The sequence below is a fragment of the Arthrobacter sp. UYEF3 genome (genome assembly GCF_040546245.1).
Lineage (GTDB): Bacteria > Actinomycetota > Actinomycetes > Actinomycetales > Micrococcaceae > Arthrobacter.
Genome location: NZ_JBEPNK010000006.1, coordinates 40,377 through 60,499, shown reverse-complemented (window position 1 = coordinate 60,499; position 20,123 = coordinate 40,377). Strand labels below are relative to the sequence as shown.

The window sequence follows — 20,123 nt, the reverse complement described above, 5'->3', positions numbered from 1 at the left end:
CCGGACTGCCGAACCCTGCCATTAGTCCCGGTGTGGACATCTTGCGCAAATCCAGCCTGTGGCTCGGCGTATGACCGTGTGCTTAGCTGTAAGGATGACATTTCCTGCCGCGCCGGGCCCGGCGGAGGGGACGACGGCGCCCAAGCCGATGTACTGGGACGGGGCGGTCAACGCCTGGCACATTGGTGGCGGTGTGCACCGGATGGGGCGCCGGGAGTGGCTCACCGAGACCGGCTGGCAGCAGGCGTACGCCGACGGTATCCGGACGGTGATCGATCTCCGCAACCCGGTGGAGGTCCGCCGCCGCGAGACCGATCCCGTGGTGGGCGAGGCGACCCTGGCGGCGTTCGACGTCGTGCACGCGCCCACGGAAGACCCCGCCAACAGTGAATTCCGCGCGCTCTGCGTTCCCTACCTGAACGACCCTGCGTCCTACGCGGACAATGCCAGGATCTTCCCCGGGAAGCTCGCGCAGGTGTTCAGGGCGTTGGCGGCGGCACCCGGAGGCGTCGTGATCCACTGCTCGGCCGGGCGTGACCGCAGCGGCATGATCGCGGCCATGTTGCAGGATCTCGCCGGAGACGGAGAAGACGCGATCGCCCTTGCCTATGAACGCGCAATGCGGGGCATCAACGAACACCACCGGGTGTCCGGCATCCCGCATCCACATGAGCGGTACCTGCCCGAGGAACTCCTCGCGCCGCTGATCGAAAGACGCCAGGAAAGTTTGCTGCGCTTTGTGCGCGACCTCAAGATAGCCGCATTTTTGCGCCACAATGGGGTAACGGTCCCGGAGTTGGCGGCCATTGTGGGCAAACTGGGGCGCTAAAGTAACCGGGTGAAGACTCCCAACTACGCGATGGTGATGAGGGCGGTGGCGGCCGCCGCCGTCGTGCTTGCCGGATCGTCCCTCGCCGTGCCCGCCTTCGCGGAAACCGGCGCAGCCCAGCCCGCGGCTACGGCCACGGCGTCCCCGGCCGCGCCGGGCAGCGGCAGCCTCACAACGCCGGCGGCCGCACCGACGGCGACCGACTCGCCGACCGCGTCCTCGGCCGCACCGACGGCGACCGGCTCGCCGACCGCGTCCCAGCCCGCGTCCCCGATGCCGTCGCGGGAGTCCTCGCCCGCCGCCCCGGCCATCAGCGAGGCCGGGCTCGCCGAGGCGATTCGGCGGGATCTTGGCATGGCGCTGGACGAATTTAACGCCGCGGGGGAGCTGGGAAGGCGAGCCGCCGACGCCGCGCCGTCCCTGAGGGGGCTCCCCGGCTATGTCGGGATCAGCCTGAAGGACGGCAAAATCGTTGTCGAAGGCCGTGGTGCTGAACTCCAAACGCGGATCGACCAACTGAACGCGGCCGGCTCGCCTGTTTTTGAGCTCCGAGCCCCCGCAGCTTTTACCGCGAGTGCGCCCCCCTCTCCGGCGGCTCCCGCTGCGGCCGAGCTGGTGGCCTCCAGCACCGAACAGCTGTTCCAGGACTATCTCCGGGACGTAGGGGCCGCCGGGCTGCAGGCCGTTGCTTACACGGACGGTCACTTTGTCATCCGAACGGGCGGAATCTACATGCCCGAAGCCCTAGCCCCGGCCGTTCTGGAGCCGGAACTACCCTCGACGTTGAAGGCGACGGCCGCAACCCCGGCGGCGGTACCTGCGGCGCCGGGCAAGATCTCTCCCGCCGCATTCGTGGCCCGTTACGCCAACGTCCAGCTGGTGGAGAAGGCCGCACCGGTCAGGACCGAAGCGGACGTTTACGGCGGGTCCGGATACGTCATTGATGCGGCATCCTGGCGGACCATATGCTCCATCGGCTTTGGTGCCTTCAGTTCGCTCGGACTGCCGGTGATGTTGTCAGCAGGGCACTGCGCCGCGGACGGCGCTGGCGCCGTAGTTGGGCTGGAGCCCCCGAGTTCCTCGACCGCTGGTGGTTCGTTGCCCCTGCCCGGCACGCTGCCCAAGCTCGGCCGCTTCGGTTTCAGTCAATTCGGCGGAGTCAATAATGCACCTGTCCTCAACCCGAACTGGACAACCAGTAATCCGGGCGACCCCGGCAACGTCGGCACCGATATTGCCGTGATCGAGTCACTCGACGGAGGAGTAAACGTCCAGCCTGCCGTGGCGAAGTGGGACAACGTCGGGAACCCTGCCCCGACCTCCGTAAAAATCATCGGCGCCCTCGCCCCGTTTGCCGGCCAGGACGTCTGCCGCTCCGGGCGGACCACGGGGTGGTCCTGCGGGAAGGTGAGTGAGCTGGGAATCTACGTCGCAGGCGGTATTTCCCCCAGCGATACCGATTCCCGGGCGTTCCGCGGATTCCTCTCCCGGGACGTGAAGTCCAGCGGCGGCGACTCGGGCGGCCCGTGGATCAGCGGCAACTATGCCGTCGGCACCCACACGGGGGCCGAACGCGACGCCGGCAAGCAGGTCAGCGCCATCGCCACGACTCTGGCGGATGCCCTCACGCACATCCCCGGCGGCGTTCAGCTGCAGCTCTTCCTGAATAAGCCGGAGCTGGTCGGAACGTTGACTGCAAGCACCGTCGCCCCGAGCAGCCTCATTCATGGGCGGGTGGCCGCCGCCCCGGCCTCGGCTGTCGCGGCCAACTCCAAGGTGCGCCTGGTTATCCCTAACCAGAGCGCAGTCGACATTCCGGTGGACGAGGCAGGAAACTGGTCATTCAATGCACCGGCGGCCGAAGGGTCGTACCAGTTCACGGCCGAGACCGTGAATGGCTACAGCCGGTCGGGCACGACAGCCTTCAGTCTGAACGTCTCTGAGCTGGTCGCACCGACAATCAGCACCCCTGCCGCGGGAGCCACCCTTGCCGCCCTGGATCGCATTGAGGGGACCGGGACGCCGGGCAACGTCGTGAGGCTTTCGGGCGACGCGACCGGTTCGGCCACTGTGGCGCCCGATGGTCGCTGGAATGTTTCTATCGGCAACCCGCCGGTGTACGGCAAGATCTCCGTTTCAGCTGTTCAGACGGCGCCCGGCCATGTGGACGGTCCGCCAGGCGCGGTGGAATTCAAGGTGGTACCCCCGGTGCCGGTCGAAACCAGCATCACCGACGGGCTGCAGCTGAGCCAGGACGCACTCCCGGCAACAATTTCTGGGTCCGGCGTGGACGGCGCCGAAGTCACCGTGCTGATCGATGAGCTGCCGGTTGGCGTCGCACGAGCGGGCGGCGGATCCGGAGTCGGGGCGAGAGCCGTGGTCCCGTCCTTGGTTCCGCACGTGCTGGTGGCGGGCGGCCGCTGGAGTGTCCCCTTCCCGGCCGGACTGACCGTCGGGACGCATACCTTGGCTGTCTCGCAGTCGGTGGATGGCATCGCGTCAGCACCGGTCATGGCAAGATTTTCCATCAGCGCCGCCGCTGCCGCCGCGGCCGCCCCTCCGGCGATCGAGCCGACCGTCCCGCCGGCGCCCGCGGTGGCCCTGAACCAGCCTGGCAGCCCTGCCGGGCTGGCCTACACCGGCGCCGGCGGTCTCCTCCCCGCAGCGGGACTCGGCGCCGGGGCTTTGCTGCTCGGTGCGGCCGTCATCGCGGTCGGACGCCGCCGGAAGGTGCGTTAAGGGCTGCTGTTTTAGCCCTTCCGGTCCAGCAGCAGGTTAGTGATCCGCAGCGTGCACAGTCGCTCGCCGGCCTCATTCGTGATCAGCACCTCGTGGGTGGTTACCGTTCCGCCGAGGTGGATCGGGGTAGCGGTGACGGTCACCAGCCCTTCGCGGGCGGACTTGTGGTGCGTGGCCGAGACGTCCACCCCCACCGCGGTCTTGCCCAGCGTGCTGGCATGGAGCACCGAAGCCCAGGAACCGACTGCCTCTCCCACGGCCAGGGAGGCACCGCCGTGCAGGAGGCCGAATGACTGCCGGTTGCCTTCCACCGGCATCGTCGCCACGACGCGTTCTACCGATTCCTCAACGATCTTCACTCCCATCTTCTCGTCCAGCTCGCCGAGGGTGATCTTCCACAGTTCGGTACCGCGGGGCTCGGGCGTCATAGCGTCTCCTCGTTGGGGGTCTGGCCCATCACGGACCGGTCGGTCCTGCTGCTACTAGTGTGCCCCAGAGCGCAGTCATGTACTGTAGATATATTACCGAACGGACGGTCAGTAATGCGCTGGCCGTGTTGATCTTGCCCCGCGTTGGAAGGACCCGTCAACGATGACCACCACTGCAACAGCTCCGGAACCCTCAGTCGACACCGTCGAGATCGTCCCCAGTTTCATCCGGAATTCCTGGTGGACGCCGGACGCCGCCTCCGCCTCCAGTGCGGCCTCAGTCCTGGATGCCAGCACCGGTGAACTCCTGGCCCGGGTGAGCACCGAGGGACTGGACCTCGCCGCCGTCGTCGATTACGGCCGCACCACCGGCCAGGCGGAACTGGGCAAGCTGACCTTCCACCAGCGCGCCCTCAAGCTGAAGGAGCTGGCGCAGTACCTCAACGGCCGCCGCGACGAGTTTTACGCTATCTCCGCGCAGACCGGGGCCACCAGGATCGACTCGATGGTCGACATCGACGGCGGCATCGGCGTGCTGTTCACTTTCGGCTCCAAGGGCCGGCGCGAGCTGCCCAATTCCCAGGTGGTGGTGGACGGCCCCATGGAGGTGCTGTCCAAAGACGGCTCCTTCGCAGGCGAGCATATCTACACCCGGATCCCCGGTGTCGCCGTGCAGATCAATGCGTTCAACTTCCCGGTCTGGGGAATGCTGGAGAAGCTCGCCCCTGCCTTCATCGCCGGCGTCCCGACCATCGTCAAGCCCGCCACCCCCACCGGCTACGTCGCTGCGGCAGTAGTGAAGGCGATCGACGAATCCGGCATCCTGCCCGAAGGGTCGCTGCAGCTCGTCTCCGGCTCTGCCCGGACGCTGCTGGACCACCTCGACTACCGCGACCTCGTCGCCTTTACCGGTTCCGCGTCCACCGCCAACACGCTCAAGTCCCACCCCAACGTGGTCCGGGGCGGCGTGCGCTTCACCTCCGAGACCGACTCCCTCAATGCCGCGATCCTGGGCCCAGACGCCGTCAAGGGCACCCCGGAATTTGATGCCTTCATCAAGTCCCTGGTCACCGAGATGACCTCGAAAGCCGGCCAGAAGTGCACCTCGATCCGCCGCGCGATCGTGCCGCAGGACCTGGTCTCCGACGTCGTCGCAGCCGTGGGTGAGCGGATCACCGAGCGCATTGTCGTCGGCGACCCCCGCGCCGAGGGCGTCAATATGGGCGCCCTCGCGTCGCTGGAGCAGCTTGCCGACGTGCGCGCTGCGGTCCAGTCCATGCTCGACGCCGGCGGCGAGCTCGCCTACGGCACCCTCGACTCGCCGAAGGTCACCAGCGCGAACGGGAGCATCGGCGTCGTCGACGGCGGCGCGTTCATGTCCCCGTTGCTGCTGAGCTGGGCCGACCCGGAGGCCGAGGAAGTCCACTCACTCGAAGCCTTCGGCCCGGTCTCCTCGGTGATCGGCTACACGGACCTGGCCGACGCCGTCCGTCTCGCCGCCCGCGGCGGCGGCTCGCTGGTTGCCTCGGTCTGCACCAACGACCCCGCGGTGGCGCGTGAGCTCGTCACCGGCATCGCAGCCCACCACGGCCGCGTCCTCATGCTCAACCGCGAGGACGCCCGCAGCTCCACCGGCCACGGCTCCCCGGTCCCGCACCTGGTCCACGGCGGCCCCGGCCGCGCCGGCGGCGGCGAGGAGCTCGGTGGCATCCGCTCGGTCATGCACCACATGCAGCGCACCGCCATCCAGGGTTCGCCCAACATGCTCACCGCGGTCACCGGCGTCTGGCACACCGGCGCGGACCGCAACTTCACCCTCGAGACCGAGGGCCAGCACCCGTTCCGGAAGCATCTGAGCGCCCTGCACATCGGCGACGCCATCCGCTCGGGGCTGCGTGAGGTCTCGCTGGAGGAGATCACCAAGTTCGCCAACTCCACCGGCGACACCTTCTACGCCCACACCAACCAGGAAGCCGCCGCGGCGAACCCGTTCTTTCCGGGAATCGTGGCCCACGGCTACCTGCTCCTCGCATGGGGCGCCGGGCTTTTCGTGGAGCCCGCGCCGGGCCCGGTCCTGGCGAACTACGGCCTGGAGAACCTGCGCTTCATCACGCCCGTGGCGGCCGGCGACTCAATCCGGGTCACCCTGACCGCCAAGAAGATCACCCCGCGCGAGACCGATGAGTACGGCGAGGTGGCTTGGGACGCCGTCCTGACCAACCAGGACGACGCCATCGTGGCCACCTACGACGTCCTGACCCTGGTGGAAAAGTAACCCCTCCCCGACCTTCCCTGAGGTGTGGCGGGATTCTTCCGGACGCTCCTTCACACCGTGAGGGAGCGTCCGTGATGTTGCTGCAATAGCCGAGGACCGTCACGTGTTTTGAGGGCGTATTCGGCTGGCTCTTTCCGCCCGCTTCCGGCGTAAAATTCTCCTTGTAGGAGGTGGCGAAATGACACTTGTCCTTAACAAAGCCACTACAGTCCTTCCAGTCGATGATGCGGCGCGTGCCCGGCATTTCTACGCGGACACGCTGGGTCTCCCGCACCGTGGCGTGGCAGAGGACGGAAGCGAAATGTTCGGCTCAGACGGTGGCCCCATGCTGCAGCTGATGCCAGTCAAGGATGGAATGCATTCAGAGCACACCACCCTGAGTTTCGAAGTCAGCGAGATTGAACGCACTGTCAAGGAGATGGAAGCCAAGGGCGTGACGTTCCAGGACTACGATCTCCCGGATCTCAAGACCGAGAACCACATTTGTGCAACGGATTCCGAAAAGTGTGCCTGGTTCATGGACACCGAGCATAATATTCTCTGCGTGCACGAGAACATCACCACGGCAGCCGACTACCAGCTCTAAGCGGCAGTCCGGGCATCATGCCGGAACAGCACCCCGGACAGCCGGGGTGCTGTTTTTTTGACTGGCCTCGGCCTCGGCCTCAGCGCTGCGACGCCGACGTCGGCCGTGCGGGGCGACATTGGCACGGACATGCCGGAAGCAGGCGTCGAACAGCACGCGGCGAGCGTCAAAGTGCCCCCGGATCCCTCAAATCGCTCGGACGGGACCACGGTGGGATGGGACAAGCCTGGAGCAAGCCTTTAGCAGTCAGGTCCGCCCGTTCGTTGAAGAAGCTGACCAGGCCGTGGATTTGGGCAGCATCCCGGAACCGTCGGGCGTAGCTCCACGCGAGATTTTGGCCGCTCGCCGCGCCGGGGTATGCCAGTAGCTAGCGGCGCCCATGTACGCGCACACGTTTCCGCTTGGGGCGGCGCTCCCCCCTCGGATCTTCGGGACATGCCCATTGCTGGCTCTGACGAGTGGACGTAGCACCATCATGCTCAGCGGTTGGTTCCAGCGGAGGGCATGTCCGTTGGGCAGTGGGGCGTCCGGACGGACATGCCCAATCCAGCCGCCGGGAACGGGACATGCTCACGGGACCCACGGGGCGCAGAAGTTTCCCTCGGACCAGCCGGGAGCGTGGCGCCCCCGGCCCGGACGAACTAACTAGCTGGGGACGTGCAGGCCGTTGAACGCCATGGTGATGACATCGTCGGCGAGCTTTTCGGGGGAGAGGGAGCCGCCGGGCCTGTACCACTCGACGATCGAGTTGATGGTACCGAAGAGCAGCCGGGTTACGGTGCGGGGATCGATGTCCTGGCGGAGCGAGCCTTCATCGCGGGCCGCGGAAATCAGGTCCGCCACCTTGTGGTCGAAGGTACGCCGACGCTCCAGGGCGTTCCGCTCGACCTCAGTGTTGCCGCGCAGCCGGAGCAGCAGCGTAACAAACGGTAGCCGCTCCACCAGCACCGCAATGGTCTCGCGGAGCACAAACTCCAGCCGGGCGTCCGCGGATCCGGACGCGGCCTGCGGCTGTTCCAGGATGGCTTCGAGCCCGCCGAGCGCGTGGTCGAGGGCGAGCTTCAGGAGATCGCCTTTGGAGGGCACATGGTGGTAAATCGCGGACTTGGAGATGCCCAGATTTTCGGCGAGGATGCCCATCGACGTGGCGTCGTAGCCGTGCCGGTTGAAGACGTCGACGGCGATCAGCAGGACCGACTGCTGGTCATAGCCGGGGCGGCCTCGCTTGGCGGTGGTTCCTGTACTGGGCATACTCGCTAGTTTCTCATGTACGGAGGCTAGGCCGGCGTTGCCCTTGAATTACGCCGGCCGGGCCCCAGGTCGGGTGCAAACGCAGGGGCGGGTCAGGCCTTGGGACGCAAGTCGTAGATCCGGCGCAGCTTGCCGTTGGAGCGTTCCAGCGACCCCGGTTCGACGACGTTGACGGCGCAGGAGGACCCGACGTGGATCTTGATCTGTTCCTTCAGGACCCTCGCAGCCGACGCGACGCCCTCGACCGTGACGGACTCGCGGCGCTCGATCTTCACGGTCAGCTGGTCCATCCGCTGGCCCTCGGGGCGGGTGAGCTCCAGCTGGAAGTGCGGGCTCAGCTCCGGGATCCGCAGCGCGATTTCTTCGATCTGCGAGGGGAACAGGTTCACACCTCGGAGGATGATCATGTCGTCGCTGCGGCCGGTGATGCGGCCCATGCGGCGGTGCGCGGGACGGGCGGTTCCGGGCAGCAGCCGGGTGAGGTCCTTCGTGCGGTACCGGATAATCGGCAGGGCTTCCTTGGTGAGCGAGGTGAACACCAGCTCGCCGGGCTCGCCGTCGCCGAGGACCACGGACGGGTCGAAGGCGTCGATGATCTCGGGGCGGAAGTGGTCCTCCCAGATGTGGCTGCCGTCCTGGGTTTCCACGGCCTCGCCGGCCACGCCGGGGCCCATGACCTCGGACAGGCCGTAGATGTCGCACGCCTTGATGTTCATGGTGACTTCGAGCTCGTGCCGCATTTCCTCGGTCCACGGCTCGGCGCCGAGCACCGCGTACTTCAGCGAGGTCGAGGCCGGGTCGATGCCCTGCTTCATCATGGCGTCCGCGATGGTCAGCAGGTAGGTCGGGGTGGCCAGGATGGCGTCCGGCTTGAAGTCCTGGATCAGGGTGATCTGGCGTTCGGTCTGACCGCCGGAGATCGGGATGACCGTGCAGCCCAGCGCTTCGGCGCCGGCGTGGGCGCCCATGCCCCCGGTGAACAGGCCGTAGCCGTAGGCGTTGTGGACCTTCATGCCGGGCCGGACGCCGGAGGCGCGGAGCGAGCGCGCCACGAGCTTGGCCCAGTCGGCGAGGTCCTTCTTGGTGTAGCCCACCACTGTGGCGCGGCCGGTGGTGCCGGAGCTGGCGTGGATCCTGGCCACCTCCTGCTGCGGGACCGCGAACATGCCGAAGGGATACTCGAGCCGGAGGTCCTCCTTGGTGGTGAACGGGAACTTGCCCAGGTCCGAGAGCTCCCGGAGGTCGGTGGGGTGCACGCCCGCCTCGTCGAATTTGCGCTTGTACAGTGGCACGCGGTCATAGGCGTACGCCAGGGTGTGCTGCAGGCGGCTGAGCTGCAGGGCCTCGAGCTCGTCGCGGGAAATGGTTTCTTCGCGGTCCAGGACGGCGCCACTGGTGGCGAGGGCAGATTCAGCGGTGGGGGTGGTCATCAGGGTCCTAAGTTTCTATTTCTTGGAGATGGTGCGGCTGCGGCCGCGGAACTCGGCGACGAGTTCGCCCGGAAGGACATCGGCGGGGAGACCGCCCGGGAGTGTGGCGGCCGTCAGCGCCCCGGCGGTGGAGGCCTCCGGGGTGGCGGCGTGGGGGGCCGCGGCGTAGATCTGGATGTCGTAGAGGCCGCTGCGGCCCGTGCTGGCGCGGCGGTTGGCGACGGCGGTCAAGATCTGGCCGCGGAAGGCTGGCTTGATGAAGTTGATGTCGACGCCGGAGGCGATGGTGATGTTGCCTTCCTCGCCTGGCCCCGGGCTGGCAGGGTTGCAGGCCAAGGCGAAGGCGGTGTCGCCGAAGGCGAAGATCATTCCCCCGTGGGCCATGCCGAAGCCGTTGAGCATTTCCTGACGGAGCGCCATCCGGATGGTGGCGTGACCGTCGTCGAGCGCCAGGACCTCAATGCCCATCCACTCGGAGGCATAGTCGTCTTTCAGGACCGGGTGGGTGTCACCGGAAATTGTCACTTCAGCCATGCGTCGTTGCCTCCAGCTTTATTTACCGAATGTTCATTAGGTAATCCCATTCGGGTGCCTGCTGTCAAGGGCTGTAAGTATGCTGGGACACATGGCCAAAGGAATATATGTCAGTGCGACGACGCCCGGCTCCGGTAAGTCGCTCATTGCGCTGGGCCTCGCGGACACGCTGCACCGGCACGCGGACCGGATTGGCTTTTTCAGGCCAGTGGTCCACGGCCGCGTCGGCGCGGACCCGATGGTGGCGCTGATAAAGTCCCGCTTTGACCTCGACGACGAACGCTGCCGCAGCGGGCTGACCTTCGCCGAGGTCCGCGGCCTGCTCGCCGAGGGGAAGCGAGAGGAGATCGACTCCCGGTGCGTCGAGATTTTCGCGGAGATGGCCCGGCACTGCGACGTGATCATCATCGAAGGCACCGACCTCACCGGCCAGGACGCTGCCGTCGAATTCGACCTCAACGCCCGGCTCGCCAACAACCTGGCGGCTCCGATGGTCGCCGTCGTCGGGGCCAAGGGCCGCACTGTGGCCGAGACCGCGGACGCCGTCGAGGTCGCCCGCAAGGAACTCCTCGCCGAGCGGTGCAGCCTGCTGGCGATCATGGTCAACCGCGCCGCTCCGGAGGACCTGGCGGCTATCGCCGCGGCGGTCCGTCCGGGCGCCTCGGGCCGGCCGGTGTACGTCTTCCCTGAACTGGAGGACATCGCGCGGCCCACCACCGGGGAAGTGGCCGCCGCCCTGGGACTCGGCCAGGTCGCCGGCACGCCGGACCTGGAACGCGACGTGCGCTCGGTCAAAGTGGCGGCCATGAACGTCGCCAACTTCCTGCACGTGCTCGACGACGGCGCACTGGTGATCGTGCCCGGCGACCGGGCGGACGTGCTGGTGGCCTGCCTGGCCTCATCCTTCTCGCCTGACTTCGCGGTGCCGTCGGCGCTCATCCTGACCGGCGGCCTGGCCCCGGACCCCACCGTCTACTCGTTGCTGGCGCAGGCCCCGTTCCCGATCTTCGCCGCCCCCGACGACACCTACGTGACCGCCAAACGGGTCTCCGAGGTGCGCAGCGAAATCTGGTCCGGCCACCGCCGCAAAGTGGCGTCCGCGCTGGGCCTGTGGGCCAAACGGGTGGACGAGGCGGAACTGCTCGAACGGCTGCACCTGCCGAGGCCGGAACGGATGACGCCGCTGCGCTTCCTGCACGACCTGATCGAACGGGCCCGCGCGCAGCGCCGCCACATTGTCCTGCCCGAGGGCACCGACGTCCGGATTCTGCGGGCCGCTGAGATCCTGCACCGCCGCGACGTCTGCGAGCTCACCGTGCTGGGCCGTGAGACCGACGTCCGCGAGCTTGCGGCCACGCAGGGAATCGACCTCAGCGGCATCAACGTTGTGGATCCTGTGACCTCCGAGCTGCGCCAGGGCTTTGCGCAGAAGTACGCGGAGCTGCGCGCTCACAAGGGTGTCGATCTTGCGAAGGCGCTCGAAGTGATGCAGGACGAAAGCTACTTCGGCACCATGATGGTTCAGCTCGGCGTGGTGGACGGCATGGTCTCCGGCGCAGCGCACACCACGGCGCACACCATCCGGCCGGCGCTTGAGTTTGTGAAGACCCGCGAGGGCGTCAAGATAGTTTCCTCGGTGTTCCTGATGCTGATGCCGGACCGGGTGCTGGTCTATGGAGACTGCGCGGTCAACCCGGAGCCCAACGTTGAACAGCTCGCGGACATCGCCCTGGCCTCGGCCGAAACGGCAGCCCAGTTCGGCGTCGAGCCCAGGGTCGCGATGCTGTCCTACTCCACCGGCGGCTCCGGGTCCGGCGAGGCCGTTGACGCGGTCCGGCAGGCCACCGAACTGGTCCGCCGTCGCCGCCCCGGCCTCGCGGTGGCGGGCCCCATCCAGTACGACGCCGCCGTCGACGCCGCCATCGGCGAGTCCAAGATGCCCGGCTCGATTGTGGCCGGCCAGGCGACGGTGTTCATCTTCCCGGACCTGAACACCGGCAACAACACCTATAAGGCGGTCCAGCAGTCCTCCGGCGCTGTCGCCGTCGGACCGGTGCTGCAGGGTCTCCGCAAACCGGTCAACGACCTGTCCCGCGGCTGCACGGTGGACGACATCCTGAACACCGTGGCCATCACCGCGATCCAGGCCCAGTCGGTTCAGAACGACCCGGTCCGCAGCGACCCGGTCCGGAGCGGGCCGGCCACCGCCGGGGCCATTGAACAGTCCGCGGTACAGTCCGCGGTACAGCCTGTCGAAGCCAAGGCTTAGGAGGCCGTCATGCTGGTGCTCGTGATCAACTCGGGCTCGTCCTCGCTGAAGTACCAGGTCCGCGACGTCGAAGCGGGCAGCGTTCTCACGGAGGGGCTGGTCGAGAAGATCGGGATGGGTAACGGCGGGGACGGCGACGGCCGGATCGAGGGCCCCCGCGACCACGCTGAGGCTCTGGAACAGGTGGCCGGTGCGATCCACGAGGCGCTGGGCGGCCGGACCCTCGACGCCGTCGGCCACCGTGTGGTGCACGGCGGCGAGCGGTTCGCCGAACCGGTGCTGGTCAACAACGAGATCACCCGTGCCATCGAGCGGCTGAACCCGCTGGCGCCGCTGCATAATCCCGCCAACGTGCTCGGGATCCGTGCGATCGCCGAGAAGTGGCCGGAGCTGCCGCAGGTGGCCGTCTTCGATACCGCTTTCCACCGCACCCTGCCCGAGCACGCCTGGCGTTATGCCGTGCCGGACGAGCTCTACACGAACCATGGCATCCGCCGCTACGGCTTCCACGGCACCTCGCATGAGTACGTGGCGCACCGGGCCGCGGCGCTTCTGGATGTGCCGGTGGAAGAGTTCGACGCCGTGATAGCCCACCTCGGCAACGGTGCCTCCGTCACAGCCATCCGCGGCGGCGAGTCGGTGGACACCTCGATGGGCTTCACCCCGCTCGAGGGCCTCGTGATGGGCACCCGCTCCGGTGACCTGGACCCCTCGATCCTGGTCTTCCTGGCCCGGGCCGGCTGGTCCGCGGAGGACCTCGATTCCATGCTCCACCGCCAGTCCGGGCTTAAGGGCCTCGCCGGCAACAACGACATGCGCTCCGTCGTCGAGGCGGCCGACGCCGGGGATACCAGGTCCGCCATGGCGCTGGCCGTGGCCTCCTACCGGCTGGCGAAATACATCGGCGCCTATCACGTGGCCGTCGGCGGGGCGAAGGCCCTTGTCTTCACGGCCGGCATCGGCGAAAACTCACACCAGTTCCGCAGCCTCGTCGCGGAACGGCTGGGGGCGCTCGGCGTGGAGCTCGACGCCGGACTGAACCGTGAACGGTCCAAGGAACCGCGGGTGATCTCGACGACGGGGTCTGCCCTGCCGGTGCTGGTGGTCCCAACCGACGAGGAGCGCGCCATCGCGGAGGCGACCGCCGCCGTCGTCGCCCGGTCATCGGTTGCCCCCTAGCCCCAAGTGACTCGCAGCAGGGGCCGTTTTGAGCGTCCAAAACGGCCTCAACTGCGAGTCAGTTGGGTGCGGGGTAGCGTTGGGGGCATGACGGAACCCACGCCCCTTCCTCCGCTGCCCCTCCGCACCCAGCGGTTGGTGCTGCGCCGCTTCGAAGCCGCCGACCTTGACGCCTTCCACGCCTACCACTCACTGCCCGAAACCGCCCGGTTCCTGCCCAGGGAGGCGAAGAACTACACCCAGTCCATGGAGTCCGTGGGAAAGTATGCGAACTTCGTATTCGAGAAGGAAGGCGACTGGGTGGCGCTGGCCATCGAGGCCGCGGACTCGCCCGGGCTGCTCGGCGAAGTGGTGCTCAAGTGGGCGCCCGGCCGGGGCCAGGCTGAAGTGGGCTGGAGCCTGGCCCCGGAAGCCCGCGGAAATGGGTACGCGGCGGAAGCTGCCCTCGAGATGCTGCGGCTCGGCTTCGAGGAGCTCGATTTCCACCGGATCGACGCCAAACTGGACGCGCTCAACACCGCCTCCGCGGCACTATGCGAGCGCCTCGGCATGCGGCTGGAATCGACCCAGGTGGACAAATGGCATTACAAGGGCCAGTGGGCCACCGAAGTGGTCTACGCGATCCTCGCCGAGGAATGGAAGGCCCGGTCGGAGGCCAAGGACCCGAAGGTTTGACGAAGCTGGCCGCTATGGCGGGTGCCGGAGACGCCATCTTCGACGAGCGGCGCGCCCGGGCGAACGGGCGTCGTGGCCTGATCGCACGTCCTCGATTCGCCAAAGCTGGCCGCTATGGAAAGTGGCATAGCGGCCATCTTTGGCGAACGGGCGTCCTCACGCCGTGCTCCACGGAGCGCACCGGCCCGACGACGGCCTACGGCGCCGCCGGGGCAGTGGCCGTAGGAGCAGCCGACGTCGGCCCAGGGACCGGCGTGGTGGCGGTTCCCGGGGAGACCGTCGGCTGCGATTCCGGCGGTGCGGTGCCGGTAGACGTTGGGGCCGGGGCAGCGGGGGCAGGACCCGGGGGAACGGTCGCAGCCGTCCGGCCAGGAGCTGGCTGCGGCGCAGAGTCCGTCGCACCGGGGGTTGCAGTTGGGCTCGCACCCGGTGACGCCGACGCCGGCGAGCTACCCGGAGTGGTGGGAGGCGTGCTGTGCCCCCTCGGCGAAGCGCTAGGATCCGTTCGGACAAGCTCCAGGATCTGTTCCTTGAAGCCCTCCAGTTTGCCCTGGATCTCCGCGAGCGGTACGTCCTGCAGGTTGCGGCCGTACTCCGAGATCTGCTGCCATAGTGCGTTGAGCCTGGACATGCCATCCGGGCTCAGCGGCCCGTCGAGCGTGAGGACCAACTGCCGGGCCAGGGCGTAGGTGAGGCAGCGGACGCAATTATAGTTCGCCGCGGCCGAGAGGTTTTCCGGAACGATCACATTCGCCTGCCCCACAATCAGGACCACCTGGAACCCCACCGCGACGGCCGCGCAGTCCTTGCAGCTGGCGAAGGCGTAGGCCTCGTTACGGTTGCGGACGTCCTGCCCGTCTTCGGCCCAAACCAGGGCAAAAGCGACGTCGTAGACCACGGAGCCGTCCGTAGTATTGACCGCGAGGGACTGGTTGCCGCCCTCTTGGGGCGGTGCCGGTTTGTCGAACGGGAACACCCAAGACGGTGCCGCCGTCGTGCTGCCGGGTCCCCCCGCCGTGGCCGACGCATCCCGGGGCATCAGCACCATGCTCAGCTGCGGGTTTTCGCGGTTGGGTTTCCGGGTGCCCTCGGGCCAGAGCGCCACCGTCCGGCCGGCCTGGCCCTGCTTCATCCCCTGGGCTGAGGCTGCGGGGAAGATTGCGGTGGTGGCATCTGCCAGGGTGCCGCGTTCGTAGGGCTGGACAGGGCGGTAGCTCTCGGCGCCCGGCCACCAGGCCCACGCGAGGCCCGCCGTGACGGCCGCTATGGCAGCCATGGCAACTCCGCGCTGCAATGCCTTGCCGCGGGTCCGCTGCCAAAGGCCAGTGACGATCTGCCGCCCGGAGCGCAACAGGATATAGAAGATCCCGAGAATCGGCAGTGCGATACAGACGATCGCGAGCACGCGCACGGCAGCGTCGGCAATGTCTCCCGTGGCCACGCTGTGCGAGAGCATGGCCTGCTGCTTCGAGCCGTTGTCCCAGGCGGTGCCGAGGACCCGCGGCAGGGTGAGCACCATCGTGGCCATGCTGAAGACGAGGAGGGGTACCGTGACGAGCACCCAAACGGTGACGACGGCCCGGGCCCAGGGCTTGAGGAGCCGGGCCTCTGGATCTGTTTTACGCCAGGGAACCAACGCCAGCAGGGTCGGCTTGATCCGTTGAAACAGGTCCGGGATGCCGGTGGCATCGGCCAGAATGTGATAGCCGTCGAAGCGGACCATGGGCATCAGTTGCCGGACCATCTGCAGGATTTGAGTGACCACCACCAACAGCAGCGCGTCAAAGCCGGTGGCCCACCAGAGACCCGTGATGGCGACAGCCACTATCGCATTGAAGTAGAGGCCGCCCAGGTCGGTACGAATCCGGCCGGCCCGGCCAAGACGATAGGAATCCGTGACATCGGTGTAGAACGCCGGCCACATCAGGTACAGGCCGGTTCCCATGGCGCCCGGCGTTGCGCCCCCGCGACGGGCAGCGGCGGCGTGCCCGAATTCGTGGAAGCCGGCGGACAGCACCGTGACCAGCAGGATCAGCAGCACCAGACCGGGGTTGGCGAAGGCTTCATGGGTGGCCGAGGCGAGGCCCTTGACCATCAGCACCCACCAACAGGTGGCGAGGAAGGCGGCCGTTACAGCCACGACGATCAGCGGGTTGAAAAGGGTGGCAAACGGGGCGGTCAGCATTCGCGTTCGTTCCGGATCCGTAACGGAGTAGCGGAACCGCATGCCCAGGAGCGGGTTGGACTTCTTGACCTCGGGCTGGGAGCCATCGGCTAGCCGCAGGAGGCCCAGCGGGAGAAGCTGGGTGTCGATCAGGGTCTGCACGTTCGCGGCACTGACGGGCTTGCCGGATCTGCTGCCGGCGTGCTCCGCGATTTCTTCCAAGCCGCGGCGGCCGTCCACAGCTTCCAGCACCTGGTAAAGCAGCCGAGTCAGCTGGATTGTCTGTCCGTCGGCGCGCCGGACCAGGGATGGGGCCTGCTTGTAGCCGGAACCCTTCGTCTCGCCGATCAGCTGGACGCCGTCGGCCAGGACCGGGGGCGGCAGGGTGCCAGTGGCAGAGCCCGACGGCGGTTGGCGCGCCGCGGCGCCCGGGGCGGCAGGGCGGACCGGAGGGCCGCCCTGTTCGGACGGCCCTCCGTGCACAGTGCTCATCTGGGTGCTACTGCTTCAGCGTGGACTGCTGGTCCGCCGAGGCCGTGGCATTGCCGTGGATGTCCTGGTTGATGATGGCATCCTGATGGGCGACGGCATACGCGTTGCTGTCGATGGAGCCAATGTTGGCACCGACGGCCGCGTCGATCGGCGCAGCGACGTTGGCGTTGGCAGCAACAGCACCGTTGATGGGCGCCGCGATCCCGGCATTGGCGTCCAGATTTACGTTCACGTTGAGCAGGTTGCCGTTCAGGGCCCCTGCGGCGCCAGCGGCGGTAGCGCCGAGATCCGGAGTGGTTCCGGCCGGCAGCACGCCCCCGGGGACAACTCCGCCGTCCGTCGCGCCCGCCGGGACGGACGCCGTCGGTACCGCGGCCGTTGGATCCGTCGTCGCCGGGCCGGCCGGGCCGGCCGGGCCGGCAGGGGCAGCGGCGGTGCCCTGGTCGATGGCGCTGTCCTGCACCGAATGGGCCGTGGCGTCGGCGGTGATGCCCTGGTTGATGAGGGTTCCCTGGTCGGCGAGAGCCTGCGATTCGGACCCGAAGGAGAGGACGTTCGCCGAGGCCGCGGCATCGATCGGTGCCGCGACGTTGGCGTTTGCTGCGACGCCGAGGTCGATCGGTGCCGCGGCGCTGATGCCGAGGTTCAGGTCCGCGTTCAGATCCAGGACCGATGCCACCTCCTTGTCAGGAAGTGCGGTGGCGCCTTCGGCCATCAGTTCCGCGTCGGACAACCCGTTCATTGCTCCGTCAGTACTCACAGTTGACTCCAGTTCCGGCACCGGTTCTGCTGCCCCCAGTGAGCAGTTTCAACGCGGATGTGCCTAGTGACGGTCAATAGTAAGCATGATGATCATTAATTGGCACTACCCGGCCCGTCGGTTGCTCCGTAAGCGCCCTTTTGGAGGTGCAAAAGGGCGGTTACGGAGCAACCGATCGAAGGCGGCGCGGGCTACTTAACCCCTGCGCCCGGCAGGAGCTCCGTGGCGCCGAGGGAGTCAGCGACGAAGGCATAGTCCCAGGCGCGTTCCTTCCACTGCACGTAGCGGCCCGAGGCGCCGCCGTGGCCGCCCTCCATTTCGATCTTCATGACGATCGGCTCGCTGCCGGTGTTCAGCTCCCGCAGCCGCTGCACCCACTTGGCGGGCTCGACATAGAGCACACGGGTGTCATTGAACGAGGTGACCGCCGCGATCCTGGGGTACGCCGCCGCCCGGACGTTCTCATACGGCGTGTACGACTTCATGTAGGCGTACACCTCCGGGTCTGTGATCGGGTTGCCCCACTCCTCCCATTCCAGGGCCGAGAGCGGCAGTTCCGGATCCAGGATGGTGGTCAGAGCGTCCACAAACGGGACAGCGGCGACGATCGCGGCGTACTTTTCCGGTGCAAGGTTAGCGACGGCGCCCATCAGCAGGCCACCGGCGGAGCCGCCCATGGCCGCGATCCGGGCCGGGTCCACCCAGCCGGATCCGGCGAGCCAGTCGGTCGCCGCGATGAAGTCCGTGAAGGTGTTCTTCTTGTGCAGTTTCTTGCCATCGTCGTACCAGTGCCGGCCCAGCTCGCCGCCGCCGCGGACGTGGGCGATCACGAACACGACGCCGCGGTCCAACAGGGACAGCCGGGGAATGCCGAAGCCCGGGTCCATGCTCATTTCGTACGAGCCGTAGCCGTAGACCATGCCGGCCGCCGTCGAATCCTGCCGCACCGATGCGTGCCGCAGCACCGAGAGCGGGACTCGGGTCCCGTCGGTGGCCACCGCCCATTCCCGGGTGGCGACGTAGTCGGACGGCGAGTAGCCGCCCAGTACGGGGCTTTCTTTGCGCAACAGCAGCTCGCCGGCGGGCAGCTCCGCAGTCGGCAGCACAAAGTCGTAGACCCGTGACGGCGTGAAGTAGGACGTGTAGCCCATCCGGATCACCGGGGCCCCGTAATCGGAACCGGCAACCCCGGCCGTGTATAGCTGCTCGTCGAACGCGGGTTCCACGGCGGCGCCTTGTTCGGGCGTGCCAAGGCCAGCCAGCGGCAGGACCTGCACGCGTTCGATCGTGTCCTTGCGGATGGACAGCACCAGGTGCGTGGCCGTGACGCCGGCGCCGTTGACGCGTACCTGCCCGGAATGCTCGACGACGGTCCGCCAGTGCTGCGCGGCGGCAGGTTTAGCCAGTTCGGCCGGGTCCACGAGCGAGACCATCGAGTTGATGGCGTCCTTGTTGTGGGTGAGCAGAATGGTTTCCTGCTGGGCACCCGACGCATCGGTCAGTAGGAACGGTTCGGCCTCGTAGAGGACGCGTTCGGAACGGGGTATCACGGTGGTGAGCCCGGCGTCGGGGGCGTCGAAGCGCAGCAGCCGGGTCTCGCTGAATTCGGAGCAGCCGATCCCCAGTACCAGGTGGCGGCGGTCCGCGGAGAGCTCGAACCCGAGCCACATTGCGACGTCGTCCTCCTGGTAGATCACCGCATCCTCGGTGACCGGCGTGCCGAGGACGTGGGCCTTTACCTGGTACGGGCGCCAGGACGCGTCCACCACGGTGTAGAAGATCCGGCTGCCGTCGGGGGAGAAGGAGATGCCGTAGAAGACGTTCTCGATCACATCCGGCAGCAGCTCACCGGTGCGGAGGTCCTTAATGTGCAGCGTGAACCGTTCGTCGCCGGCGTTATCCACGGCGTACGCATACAGGTTGCCGTCGATAGTCACCGCGGAGCCGCCGACGGCGAAGAAGGGCTTGCCTTCGGCTTCGAGGTTGCCGTCCAGGAGCACTTCCTCGCCGGGGAGTTCGACGTCGACGCCGACGGCCGGGGGAGTCCAGTCGGCTACGCGGTCCTCGCTGTCCCGGGCGCGGACCCGGCACTGGATCCCGTATTCCTTGCCTTCGACCGAGCGGGTGTAGTACCACCAGCCGTCCTTGCGGTGGGGCACGGAGAGGTCTGTTTCCTGGGTGCGGCCCTTGATTTCCTGGAAGATGGCCTCGCGCAGGGGTTCCTGGCGGGCCGTGACTGCTTCCTGGTAGGCGTTCTCGGCCGTCAGCAGTTCCACGACTTCGGCGGATTCCTTGTCCCGCAGCCACTCATAGTTGTCCTCGAAAACGTCGCCGTGGCGGGTCCGGACGGCGGGAACCTTTTTTGCGACGGGTGGCTGCGGGGAGGGCTGCGGGGAGGGCTGCACGGGGGTCTGCGTCATGCACCCAATCTACCGGGCAGTGCAGTCACCGTTCGCCGGAAGCGCTGACTAGCCGGCACCAGCGGCCATGAACGCGTGGGCCCCATGGATCG

The 20,123-nt window shown here is 67.5% G+C and carries 16 protein-coding genes; 7 read left to right on the top strand and 9 right to left on the bottom strand.

Annotated features, from left to right (window positions below; all coding sequences use genetic code 11):
• Window positions 1–94 precede the first annotated feature (94 nt).
• Entirely contained in the window at window positions 95–829 is a 735-nt protein-coding gene (locus ABIB14_RS06095; RefSeq protein ID WP_354234892.1) for a tyrosine-protein phosphatase, read from the top strand.
• 23 nt (window positions 830–852) lie between these two features.
• On the opposite strand, the gene ABIB14_RS06090 is transcribed toward ABIB14_RS06095, so the two are convergent.
• The gene (locus ABIB14_RS06090) at window positions 853–1,185 is read right to left on the bottom strand and encodes a hypothetical protein (protein ID WP_354234891.1); all 333 of its coding nucleotides are present in this window, start codon (window positions 1,183–1,185) and stop codon (window positions 853–855) included.
• On the opposite strand from ABIB14_RS06090, the gene ABIB14_RS06085 reads away from it, so the two are divergent.
• Window positions 1,184–3,568 carry a S1 family peptidase gene (locus ABIB14_RS06085; protein ID WP_354234890.1) on the top strand — a complete coding sequence of 795 codons (2,385 nt, stop codon included), beginning with the start codon at window positions 1,184–1,186 and terminating at the stop codon, window positions 3,566–3,568. The genes ABIB14_RS06090 and ABIB14_RS06085 overlap by 2 nt on opposite strands.
• An 11-nt stretch (window positions 3,569–3,579) precedes the next feature.
• Here ABIB14_RS06085 and ABIB14_RS06080 read toward each other — a convergent pair whose 3' ends face one another.
• Entirely contained in the window at window positions 3,580–3,996 is a 417-nt protein-coding gene (locus ABIB14_RS06080; protein ID WP_354234888.1) for a PaaI family thioesterase, read from the bottom strand.
• Between the two features lie 163 nt (window positions 3,997–4,159).
• Here ABIB14_RS06080 and paaZ point away from each other — a divergent pair, with 163 nt between their 5' ends.
• Window positions 4,160–6,271, top strand: coding sequence for a phenylacetic acid degradation bifunctional protein PaaZ (paaZ, locus tag ABIB14_RS06075; RefSeq protein WP_354234886.1), 2,112 nt, complete (start codon window positions 4,160–4,162; stop codon window positions 6,269–6,271).
• Between the two features lie 178 nt (window positions 6,272–6,449).
• Window positions 6,450–6,857 (top strand): VOC family protein, encoded by a 408-nt coding sequence (locus ABIB14_RS06070; protein WP_354234884.1) that lies wholly within the window; start codon window positions 6,450–6,452, stop codon window positions 6,855–6,857.
• A 166-nt stretch (window positions 6,858–7,023) separates the two neighbouring features.
• Here the strand turns inward: ABIB14_RS06070 and ABIB14_RS18740 are convergent, their stop codons facing one another.
• The 4 genes from ABIB14_RS18740 to ABIB14_RS06055 form a co-directional block, all read right to left on the bottom strand.
• The gene (locus ABIB14_RS18740; protein WP_502909622.1) at window positions 7,024–7,221 is read right to left on the bottom strand and encodes a DUF427 domain-containing protein; all 198 of its coding nucleotides are present in this window, start codon (window positions 7,219–7,221) and stop codon (window positions 7,024–7,026) included.
• 281 nt (window positions 7,222–7,502) lie between these two features.
• Window positions 7,503–8,108, bottom strand: coding sequence for a TetR/AcrR family transcriptional regulator (locus ABIB14_RS06065; RefSeq protein ID WP_354234882.1), 606 nt, complete (start codon window positions 8,106–8,108; stop codon window positions 7,503–7,505).
• Window positions 8,109–8,200: 92 nt separating this feature from the next.
• Entirely contained in the window at window positions 8,201–9,538 is a 1,338-nt protein-coding gene (gene paaK / locus ABIB14_RS06060; protein ID WP_354234880.1) for a phenylacetate--CoA ligase PaaK, read from the bottom strand.
• 15 nt (window positions 9,539–9,553) lie between these two features.
• Entirely contained in the window at window positions 9,554–10,072 is a 519-nt protein-coding gene (locus tag ABIB14_RS06055; protein ID WP_354234879.1) for a hotdog fold thioesterase, read from the bottom strand.
• A gap of 91 nt (window positions 10,073–10,163) precedes the next feature.
• On the opposite strand from ABIB14_RS06055, the gene pta reads away from it, so the two are divergent.
• From pta to ABIB14_RS06040, 3 genes are all read left to right on the top strand, one after another.
• A complete protein-coding gene (pta, locus tag ABIB14_RS06050; protein ID WP_354234877.1) occupies window positions 10,164–12,341 on the top strand; it encodes a phosphate acetyltransferase in 2,178 nt (725 codons plus the stop codon).
• A 9-nt stretch (window positions 12,342–12,350) separates the two neighbouring features.
• The gene (locus ABIB14_RS06045; RefSeq protein WP_354234875.1) at window positions 12,351–13,520 is read left to right on the top strand and encodes an acetate kinase; all 1,170 of its coding nucleotides are present in this window, start codon (window positions 12,351–12,353) and stop codon (window positions 13,518–13,520) included.
• An 87-nt stretch (window positions 13,521–13,607) separates the two neighbouring features.
• Window positions 13,608–14,195, top strand: a complete 588-nt coding sequence (locus tag ABIB14_RS06040) for a GNAT family N-acetyltransferase (protein ID WP_354234873.1) — start codon at window positions 13,608–13,610, stop codon at window positions 14,193–14,195.
• 196 nt (window positions 14,196–14,391) lie between these two features.
• On the opposite strand, the gene ABIB14_RS06035 is transcribed toward ABIB14_RS06040, so the two are convergent.
• The 3 genes from ABIB14_RS06035 to ABIB14_RS06025 all read right to left on the bottom strand — a co-directional run bounded on the left by ABIB14_RS06035 (window position 14,392) and on the right by ABIB14_RS06025 (window position 20,031).
• On the bottom strand, window positions 14,392–16,851 hold the full coding sequence (locus ABIB14_RS06035; protein ID WP_354234871.1) for a hypothetical protein: 2,460 nt from the start codon (window positions 16,849–16,851) through the stop codon (window positions 14,392–14,394).
• 7 nt (window positions 16,852–16,858) lie between these two features.
• On the bottom strand, window positions 16,859–17,593 hold the full coding sequence (locus ABIB14_RS06030; protein WP_502909621.1) for a peptidoglycan-binding protein: 735 nt from the start codon (window positions 17,591–17,593) through the stop codon (window positions 16,859–16,861).
• 209 nt (window positions 17,594–17,802) lie between these two features.
• A complete protein-coding gene (locus ABIB14_RS06025; protein ID WP_354234867.1) occupies window positions 17,803–20,031 on the bottom strand; it encodes a S9 family peptidase in 2,229 nt (742 codons plus the stop codon).
• Window positions 20,032–20,123 lie beyond the last annotated feature (92 nt).